Here is a 5,673-nt window from a genome sequence, read left to right as displayed (position 1 = left end):
GTCGGGGAGGCCGGTAGAGCGAGGCGGCAAACGCCAAAACGGCCTCGCCCAGGCACACCTCGGAGCGCAGCAGCCCGAACGTGGGCCAGCACCTCGCCGGGGACCGGCGGGCGCACCAGCACGTTGGGCAGGCCTTCGCGGGGCGAGCGGGCCGCGGTAAAGCCAGGCACGGCGTTGGCCGTGTACTGGCAGGCCGCCGCGTTGGGGGCCGCGATTACCCCCAGCCCCCCCACCGAAAACGGGCTGTGCAGGGCGCCGTAGATCTTCTGGTCCGGGCCCAGTTGTAGGGCCCACAACGTGGTGAACTGGACGCGCGCGACTGCTTGCACCGTGCCGGCTTGCAGGTCGTACTGGTAGAGCACCGGGTCGGCCCCCGCATACAACCGGTTGCCGTCGGGCGAGAACTCCACGCCGTAGTAGTGGCGGGGCAGCACCGACGGGGCGTCGGGCAAGCGGCGGGGCCCGGACACCACCCCGGTCCCGTAGTTGAAATCAAACACTTCCAAAATGCCGTCGCCGTACTGCGCCGACGCGAGCCGGCGCCCGGTGGGGGAGACCTTCATGTAGCCCAGGGCGTTGTAGTCGCGGCGGGGGTTCGGCCCGCCCGCGTGCACGCTCCCCCCGGCCGAAAGCACCGGCGCCGCCGCCAGGCCGGCCGGGGTGAGCAGGTAGCTCAGGAACACGTTGCTGTTCCAGCCGTGCACCACCACCCAAATGTCCTGCTGGTTGGCGTGGCGCACGGCCACTAATTTTTCGGTCAGGCGCCCGTCGCCGACCGGGCTGGGCACGGGCACGGCCTTGCGCACGACCTCGCCCAAGCCCCCCTGCCGGGACATGTCCACCACGGAATACTGCAGGCCCCGTTGCAGGTTGTTTTCGGCCGCGTCGACCGTAAAAATGTAATACTCGGTGACGCTGCCCGGCTTGGGCACCACCGTGACGCCTTGCGTGGCCGAGTTCGGGAACGCTTCGCTGCGGACGCTGTCGGCGAAGCCGCCCAGGTCCTGGCCGTTGGCCAGCGGGCGGTGCGCGCGGTTCCAGGCCGCGACGCCGTTCGTGTAAAAGAGCACGTTGCCCTGGGCGTCGGAGACGGCGGCGCAGCCTTCGCCGGACCGCAGCGCCCCGTCGGTGAGCACCCGCGCGGCCGGGCCGTTAAACGAGAGCCCCGCGCGCTGGCCAAAGTACCAGGTGTTGAATTCCCCCTGCGCACGCGCGGGCAGCGCGAGCAGCAGCAGCAGCCCCGCCCGCCACGCGGCGTTCCAGGCGGCACGTTTCAGCAGCCGGTCGATGCGAGGGAAAGTACCCAAAACCAAAAGGGGAAGAGACGACCCCAAAGGTAGCGCCCGGCCCGTTGGCCCCGCGGGGGCCAAATAACGCGCGTATTGTGAGACAACCCGCCCACGCGAAGATCCAACCCGGCGGTCCTCACGGGAATTGCTGTTCTTCCGCTTACGCTACCCCCATTGGTGGCTGGCGGCTAGCTAGCTTCGCCACTGGCTGTCGCCACTCAGGTCGCTCGCCCGGCTAGCTCGCAACGGAAGCTGCGTTCTGTAACAGCCACGGTGGATTACAACACGTAAAAGAGGCGCTTTTTACATGCTAGCAACGACCGTTTCCAATACGTAAAAAAGGGTCTGCTATTGCTTAGGAGGCAATAGCAGACCCTTTTAGTAATGCTTTCTTACTGCTGGTCAGCTTGTAGGAGCGGGAGTAGGTGCGTGCCCACAAATTCCTGGAAGCTGGTGGGCGTGTAGGCTTCGGCCGTTCGCGGCGTAGCATAGGCCCCGTCGGAGTCGCCCAGGGCCTGAAACAGGGCACTCATTTCCTGTTGCGCGTAGGGCGTCAGGCCCCACTGCCCTAAAGTTTGTTGTAAGTCAGTGGCTGATTGGCGCTGGTAGCGTACGGGGTGCCCCCAGGCCTGGGCCAGGAGCGCGGCACACGCGGGTAGCGTTAGGTTGGCGGGGCCCATGAGATTGCGGGCCCACTGCCCGGCCCACTGCGGATGCAGCAGGTAGTGCGCGGCCACGGTGGCAATGTCGGCCACGCTGATAAAGGGAATGTCGTGGTTTTCCGCGTAGGGATACGCGAGCACGCCCTGGGTGCGGATGGCGGCGGCCTGCATCAGGAAATTTTCCATGAAGTAACCGGGGCGCAGGGCGACCACGTTCGCCCCGGTCGCGTTGAGCTGCTGTTCCAACTCGCCCACGTAAGAAATTGTGCCCAGGCCGGCGGCCATGCCCGCCCCCAGGCTGGAAACGAGCACTACGTGCGGAATCTGGTGCGTGCGGACGGCAGCGGCCCCTGCGGCGGCAATGGTACGGTACCACTGGGGCCAATCGGACACGGCGAGCGGGGGAGGCGGCACGAGCCAAAACAAGGCATCTGCGCCCTGGCAGGCGGCCACGACCGCCGCTTGGTCCGTGAGGTCCAGGGTGACTACTCGGGCCTGGGCGTGGGTAGCAACCGCCGCCGGCAGAGACGCCGGGTTGCGGACCAGCAACACTGCCTCGCCGCCCGCTTGCAGAACCTGCTCGGCGACGCGGCGCCCAATGTTGCCGGCCGCTGCGCCAATGACAATACGCATAAAGAAGGAGGTTAGAGAGTAGGTGCCGTCGGCGTAAAGAGTTGGCGGGCTTCTTCTGGCCCGCCGAAGGCCTCGCGGGCGGCGAGCTGGTTCCAGTATTCGCGGTGGTGCCGAATCTGCTCGCCGCGCAGCTCGAAGCGCATCACGTAGTCCTGGCGGTACGTGCGGTCGGTACCCGGAACGGGGGCTTCACAGTGTACTTCCGCCCAATGAATACCTTGCGCCACGTCGTGAGCGAAATGCAATTGGCTGAAAATCAAGGTTGGCATCCCCTGCAAGGCATGCTGTAGGTACTGGCCAATGGCCGGTTTACCATCTAGGCGGGTAGCCGAGCCTATCTGCGGCGCGTAGGGATATTCGATGGTAGCATCCTCGGTGAAGCAGGCCAGCACGGCCGCTAAATCGGCCGTCTGAAAGCCGAGGAGCAGGTGTTGAAACACGCGCCGGGCGGTTTGCGCGAGGGGGTCTGAGGAGGGCGGGCTGACGGGGGCCAGCAAGGCAGTGGGCGTATTCATGCCCCAAAATTGCGCTACGTACTACCTAAAAGAAAGTAGGCACCCAAAAGTGCAGTAGTTACTTTTGGGTAATAAATGAGCCCGATGAGCACAAACGAAGAAAAAAAAGTAGCCGCCCAGCAAAAATTGCGGAGTTGGCTGGATGCTAAGTCCAACTTAGACGCGAGTTGCGTCGTGCATCAAGCGTTAAATGTCTTAGCCAGCAAATGGCTCCTACTAATTCTGCTCGCCTTGACGCAGCGACCCAAGCGCAATAGCGAATTACAACGGCAGATTCGCGGCGTCTCCCCCAAGATGCTGGCCCAAAGCTTGCGGCAGCTGGAAGCCAATGGGCTGGTTCACCGGCAAGTCTTTGCGCAGGTGCCGCCCCGCGTGGAGTACTCGCTCACGCCCTTTGGGGAGAGCATTGCGCCGCTATTGGCCGAACTCTGCGACTGGTCCGTCACATGGGAGGCCCAGGTCCAGACGTTTCAACCAGCCGCTGGGCAGCAGCTAGGATGCGACTGACTACCTAGGCTAACTTTGGAAAGTACCACGCTGAGCACAGCGGCTGGCGCGGCTAAAACCGGCACTCATTCCAAGACTCGGGCTATAACAGACATTATGTTATTCAACTTTTCTATGAATTATGAGGAAAAGAACGCCTCTCTTTGCTATCCCCAAAATTCTATTTTGCTAAAGCCGAGTAATTGCTCTTGAAACCTAAGTAGTACCTTTCTGTCGCTGAACGCCACTGCTCACTTGCTTGGCGATTGCGCACGTAGGCGGAGGATGCTTTGCTGGGCCTCAGCCATGTCGGGCCAGAAACTGAGCACCCGTTGGTAATTTTCGATGGCGCGGGCCCTGTCCTGGTTCTTGTCGTAGGCCAACGCCAAATAAAAGGCAGCGCGGGGGCTATCTGGGTAGAGGGCGTTGACTAGCTCGTAGATTTCAACGGCGGGCGCGTAGCGTTTCTCGTCCAAGAACGGCTCCCCCCAGGAAATCAGGGCGCGCTCGGCCGGCTTGAAGGCCGGGGCCGTTTTCGTCATCGCCCGGTAGCTTTCGGCCAAGTTGGTGTAGTGCTGCGTCGCAAAGGTGGTCGCCAGTGTCGTGAGCGTGGGGGGAGCACTTTCAGCCCGCTGCGCCTCGACCGACAGCAAGTGGATGGGTACGCCGTTAGCTTTCGGGGCGTTGTGGAGGAAGGTGGCCGCGCCCGCTTCCCCTTTTAGATAGGCGTTGAGAAAAGCCAGTACGTAGCGCTCCATCCAGCCGTAGGCCACCGTCGCCTCCGCCCGCGTGTAGTCGCCGAACCGCTGCTCGGGGCCCAGGCGCAGCGACTCAGACTGGAAGGCGGCGTGTTCCATCGTATACATGGTGACATTGTAGAAGTCGGCGTACTTGAGCTGATTGAGCAGGCTGTAGGAGGAAATTTGGTTGTTCCGGTGCATGGCCTCCGCCGTGGCAGGTTTGCCGCCCAGGTACAGCAGGGGCACGGCCAAGCGTTCGGGCGTCGCATAGGTGGCTGCTTGCGCAATAGCCGGGTAGTAGCGCACCGAGCCGTCCAGTGCCACCAGGGCGCTAATGCGGTCGTCCTGGGCAGCGGCCAGCACGTTAGCCAGCCCGCCGAAACTGTAGCCGATGACGGCAATCTTCGCCTTATCCGCCTGCGCGAGCGTGGCCGCGTAGCCGACTAAAAAGCTGATGTCGCTGGCCTGGGCTTCGGCCCCTTCCAGGTCGAGGGTCATGCTGCGCGTCGTAACGCCCAGGCTGGGGCTCGCGAGCACAATATACCCGTGGCTAGCGAGGTACTCGCAGAGGTCGGCGTTCTCGTACGCCGACGAACTGGACCCCGGCGCGTAGATAAGCACCGGAAATTGTTGGGGAGCCGCGTCGGCCGCCTGTCGGGCCAGCATGGGCTGCGCCAGTTCCAGCTGGCGCTGTTTACTGTCCAAGTTGGCATAGTTCTCCGCGAGAGCTGCTGTAACGAGGCGGTCTACTTCGGCCGGGCTGCGCGCAAACTCCGTTTCTGTCGCGGCCAGGCGCACGTAGTCCCCGTAGCGCAGGGGCTGGCCGGAAGTCTTCTTGGCTGGATACCAGATGAGCGTCTGCACCGGCCGCGCCCGCTCGCCCGGGGTGGTTGTCCCACTCGTTAAATCAATGCGCTGCTTGTACACGTGGGCGCGGTCGTAGTGCTGCACCACGCGGAAGCCGACACCATAGGGTCCTGCCACATTCGGCGAATGGAAATTGGTAGCCTTACCAGGGTACGCGGTTAAGCATAGCAACAGAAAGAAAAGAACTTTGCGCATTAACGTCATGTACAGCTAGTTGAAGCTATTTGATGGGTTTGGTTGGAGTGAAGGTAGGTGCTGAATCTGCTGGGTCTAAGTAGCTGTGCTACGCAGTGGCTCATGGCAAAGCGGCGGCAGTTGAGCGTGAAGTGGCTAGTAAGGCAATAATTCGTTTCGGCTAGACCACTCTACTAGACAGTAGTTAGCCTAGAGCCTGTTATGAACTTGCGGCGTGTCGGGCGAGCATGATGCAGGCGAAGACGACGAAATGGAGTTGCTGCAAGCTGACGCTGAGTCGCTCGTA

General features: G+C 62.6%; 5 protein-coding genes. 1 reads left to right on the top strand and 4 read right to left on the bottom strand.

Annotated features, from left to right (window positions below):
• From BEN49_RS10385 to BEN49_RS10375, 3 genes are all read right to left on the bottom strand, one after another.
• On the bottom strand, positions 1-1,307 hold a 1,307-nt coding region (locus BEN49_RS10385; protein ID WP_070743016.1), incomplete at its 3' end, for a lactonase family protein.
• Positions 1,308-1,681: 374 nt separating this feature from the next.
• Entirely contained in the window at positions 1,682-2,584 is a 903-nt protein-coding gene (locus BEN49_RS10380) for an NAD(P)H-binding protein (protein WP_070743014.1), read from the bottom strand.
• Between the two features lie 11 nt (positions 2,585-2,595).
• Complete coding sequence (locus tag BEN49_RS10375; protein ID WP_070743012.1) at positions 2,596-3,099, bottom strand: nuclear transport factor 2 family protein; 504 nt, start codon at positions 3,097-3,099, stop codon at positions 2,596-2,598.
• A 75-nt stretch (positions 3,100-3,174) separates the two neighbouring features.
• Between BEN49_RS10375 and BEN49_RS28845 the strand changes: the two genes are divergently transcribed.
• Positions 3,175-3,606 (top strand): winged helix-turn-helix transcriptional regulator, encoded by a 432-nt coding sequence (locus BEN49_RS28845; protein WP_094123142.1) that lies wholly within the window; start codon positions 3,175-3,177, stop codon positions 3,604-3,606.
• Between the two features lie 230 nt (positions 3,607-3,836).
• Here the strand turns inward: BEN49_RS28845 and BEN49_RS10365 are convergent, their stop codons facing one another.
• A complete protein-coding gene (locus BEN49_RS10365; RefSeq protein WP_158022821.1) occupies positions 3,837-5,309 on the bottom strand; it encodes a tetratricopeptide repeat protein in 1,473 nt (490 codons plus the stop codon).
• Positions 5,310-5,673: the final 364 nt, after the last annotated feature.

It is taken from the genome of Hymenobacter coccineus, assembly GCF_001816125.1.
Taxonomy (GTDB): Bacteria; Bacteroidota; Bacteroidia; order Cytophagales; family Hymenobacteraceae; genus Hymenobacter; species Hymenobacter coccineus.
Note: the sequence above shows the minus strand (reverse complement) of the source record. Positions and strands in the feature narration are given on the sequence as shown.